4 protein-coding genes are annotated in these 3,504 nt (G+C 70.7%); 2 read left to right on the top strand and 2 right to left on the bottom strand.

Features of this window, described 5'->3' with window-relative positions; genetic code table 11:
- Positions 1-311 precede the first annotated feature (311 nt).
- Positions 312-1,292 (top strand): carbohydrate kinase family protein, encoded by a 981-nt coding sequence (locus ACY45C_RS04110; protein WP_462186315.1) that lies wholly within the window; start codon positions 312-314, stop codon positions 1,290-1,292.
- Between the two features lie 9 nt (positions 1,293-1,301).
- On the opposite strand, the gene ACY45C_RS04105 is transcribed toward ACY45C_RS04110, so the two are convergent.
- Positions 1,302-1,538 (bottom strand): sulfurtransferase TusA family protein, encoded by a 237-nt coding sequence (locus ACY45C_RS04105; RefSeq protein ID WP_462186314.1) that lies wholly within the window; start codon positions 1,536-1,538, stop codon positions 1,302-1,304.
- 13 nt (positions 1,539-1,551) lie between these two features.
- On the bottom strand, positions 1,552-2,700 hold the full coding sequence (locus ACY45C_RS04100) for a cysteine desulfurase family protein (RefSeq protein WP_462186313.1): 1,149 nt from the start codon (positions 2,698-2,700) through the stop codon (positions 1,552-1,554).
- A gap of 247 nt (positions 2,701-2,947) precedes the next feature.
- Between ACY45C_RS04100 and ACY45C_RS04095 the strand changes: the two genes are divergently transcribed.
- On the top strand, positions 2,948-3,504 hold a 557-nt coding region (locus tag ACY45C_RS04095), incomplete at its 3' end, for a cytochrome c oxidase subunit II transmembrane domain-containing protein (RefSeq protein WP_462186312.1).

The raw sequence follows: 3,504 nt of genomic DNA, 5'->3' as shown, positions 1-3,504 counted from the left end.
ACCGGGCCGCACCTCCTGCTCGGGCCGCGTCTCGGCGCGAGCCCCGGGGCGCGGTTCGGTGACCGGTTGATCAGACCGGAACGTTCGGGAGAGCCCGGTCCGACCTTTGTTCGTCGGACCGGGCTCTCCCGCATGTGTTGTGTCGGTATCCGCTTGTGTCGGTATCCGTCGTTTCCATTGCCTGCGGGTCCATTGCCTGCGGGCCGCCGGAATCACGGGACACCGCGATCTGACGCCTCCGTAATGACGCGTGTGAACCAGCGCGAGCCGGTGGTTCCGGGCTTCGGGGCAGGCCGGTAAGCTCCTTGATCGTGCGTATCGCCGTGACTGGTTCCATCGCCTCCGACCACCTCATGCGCTTTCCTGGAAGGTTCGCCGAGCAGTTGCTCGCCGACCAGCTTGAGCGGGTCTCGCTGTCCTTCCTCGTCGACGAGCTCGTGATCCGGCGGGGCGGAGTGGCGGCCAACATCGCCTTCGGCCTGGGCCGGCTGGGCCTGCGCCCGATCCTCGTCGGCGCGGTCGGCGAGGACTTCGCCGACTACCGTTCCTGGCTCGACCGGCACGGTGTGGACACCGCCTCCGTGCGGGTCAGCGAGATCGCGCACACCGCGCGGTTCGTCTGCACCACCGACGAGGACCTCAACCAGATCGCGTCCTTCTACCCGGGTGCGATGAGTGAGGCCGCCGACATCGAGCTGAGGCCGATCGCCGAGCGGTTCGGCGGCCTGGACATGGTGATCGTCAGCCCCAACGACCCCGGGGCGATGCTGCGCCACAGCGAGGAGTGCCGACAGCGGGGATATCCGTTCGCGGCGGACATCTCCCAGCAGCTCGCGATCATGGAGGGCCCGCAGATCCGCGAGCTCGTCGTCGGTGCGGCCTACCTGTTCTGTAACGAGTACGAGAAGGCGCTGCTCGCCAGCAAGACCGGCTGGTCGGACGAGGAGATCCTGGCCAGGGTCGGCGTCCGGGTGACCACGCACGGCAAGGATGGTGCGGTCATCGAGGCCCCGGAGAGCGACCCCATCCGGGTCCCGGTCGTTCCCGCCCGCGCCACCCCGGATCCCACCGGAGTCGGGGACGCCTTCCGGGCTGGGTTCTTCGCCGGCCGGTCCTGGGACCTCTCGCTCGAACGCTCCGCCCAGGTCGGCTCCCTGCTCGCCACCCTGGTCCTGGAGACGATCGGCACCCAGGAGTACACGGTGGAGCCGTCGGAGGTGCTTAAGCGTCTCACCGAGGCCTACGGTTCCGACGCCGCCGCCGAGATCGCCGAGCATCTGCCGACAATCTGAGCCGGAAGATTATACAAGCCGCCGGATGACGAACGCCTCCCCGCCCTCCGGGAGCGGGGAGACGCCCACCAGCTCCTGACCCCGCAGCCGGCACCAGGCCACGACGTCCGCGCCGGCGGCGGGATCGTCGGCCCAGAGCGTGATGGTGCCGGTCACCGGAATCCCGCCGAAGGCGCGGGCCAGATCGATGATCGGCAGCGGGCAGCGCCGTCCTCGCGAGTCGACCGTGTGCGGCTGTTCCGTCATCGGATTGTCGGCGTCAAAGCCCGGCGGCGTCCAGCCGGTCCCGCACGGCGCGCACGGCCGCGGGCAGCGCCGTCAGCAGGGCGTCGAGGTCGGCCCGGGTCGACTCGCGGCCGAAGGAGATCCGCAGGTTGCCGTGCGTCAACGCGCCCATGGCGACCAGGACATGGCTCGGGGCCAGGGTGTCGGATGTGCAGCTCGACCCGGAGCTCACGGCGATTCCGGCCCGGTCGAGCTCGGTCAGCAGTGCCTCGCCCTCGACGTAGAGGCAGGAGAACGCGCTGATGTGCGGAACCGTCGCTGCCCGGTCCGGGTCGCCGAGTAGTTCCACGCCGTCGACGAGTTCGGGCAGCCGGCGGCGCAGCTCGGCCACGTAGCCGGCGAGCCGGGGCGCCTCCGCGGCGAGTTCACCCGCCCGGGCGCTCAGCGCCGTGGCGGCGGCGGCGACGGCGGGGACGTTCGGATAGCCCGCAACCCGACCGCCCTCCCGCTCGTCGACGGGACCGGGACTGCGCCAGCGGGTCCCGGTGCGCACGGCGAGAACGCCCACCCCGGGTGGTCCGCCGAACTTGTGGGCACTCGCGGTGAGCAGATCCACCCCGAGGTCGGCCAGGTCGACGGGGATGTGGCCGACTGTCACGGCGGCATCGGTGTGCAGCGGCACCCCGGCGGCGCGCATCCGTTCGGCGACCTCGGCGACCGGCTGGATGGTCCCGACCTCATGGTTGGCGTGCTGGAGGCTGGCGACGGCGGTACCGGCGACGGGGGTGAAGCCGGCGGGGTCGATCCGGCCAAGATGATCCACACCGACCCTGACGACCCGTCCACCGGCCTGTTCGTGCCGCTGCGCAGCGTGCAGGACGCTGGAGTGCTCGACCGCGCTGACCATGACGACGTCACCCGCGCGCCGCCGGGCCGCCGCCGTGCCCAGCAGGGCCAGATGCGCCGCCGCCGACCCGCTCGCGGGAAAACTGATCTCGTCCGGCCGAGCCCCGAGTACGCTCGCGACGGTCTCGCGCGCCGCGTCGAGCAGCATGCGCGCCCGGCGGCCCTCCCGATACAACCGTGCCGGGTCGGCCCAGCCATCCTGAAGGGCCACTAGCAGAGTCTCGCGCGCGGCAGGGTGCAGCGGCGTGGTCGACGCGTGGTCGAGATAGGCCGGCACCTGTGAAACGGTACGCCGTGAACGGCCGGGAGGGGCGTGCGTCACAGGCGCTGACGGGGGCCTGAGGCGAGAAGGTTCGCGGCCGCTGAGATACGCTGCTGCCGCACCATCTACAGCGTGTCGAAGACAGCATGTCGTCCGGTTGGATCGGCGGGGCGACATGGCGTTTCCAGGGGGTCTCGCGCGCGGGGACGAACGCTGTCCGCCCCCGCGGCCGCGGCCCGCTCGTCGTGGGAGGCAGGACCTGGTGAGGAGATCCTTCGGTCGGACCCGGCCGTCGCTCGCGGATGTCGAGGACACGCCGACGACGCCGGCTGGCTCCGACACACGCGCAGCCGCGGTGTCCGCGGTCGGCGTGCACGGGACGCGGCACATCCGGCCGCTTCGGCGTGTCCTGCGTCTCAGTGCCGCGCTCGCTGTCGTGGGGATCATGGCGACCGCCTGCGACAGGCCCACATTCGGCTATCCCGAGGGCGTGACGAACCACACGCCGCGCCTTCTCAACATCTGGCAGGGTTCGGCGATCGCGGCGCTCGCCGTCGGTGTGCTCGTCTGGGGAATGATCTTTTACGCGGTCATCGCCTTCCGGAAACGCAGCGACGTACTTCCCCGCCAGGTGCGCTACAACCTGCCGGTCGAGGTGCTCTACACCGTCGTGCCGGTGGTGATCGTGGCCGGGCTGTTCTTCTACACGGCCCGGGACGAGACCGAGGTCACCAAGCTTTCGTCGAAGCCCGACGTCACCGTCGACGTGATCGCCTTCCGGTGGAACTGGCAGTTCAAGTACCTCGACACCGGATCCGG

Source organism: Frankia sp. CcWB2 (assembly GCF_977927585.1).
Note: the sequence above shows the minus strand (reverse complement) of the source record. Positions and strands in the feature narration are given on the sequence as shown.

Coding starts and splice junctions, on each gene's coding strand:
- ACY45C_RS04105 (WP_462186314.1), bottom strand. CDS start 1,538: ATGACGGAACAGCCGCACACGGTCGACTCGCGAGGACGGCGCTGCCCG.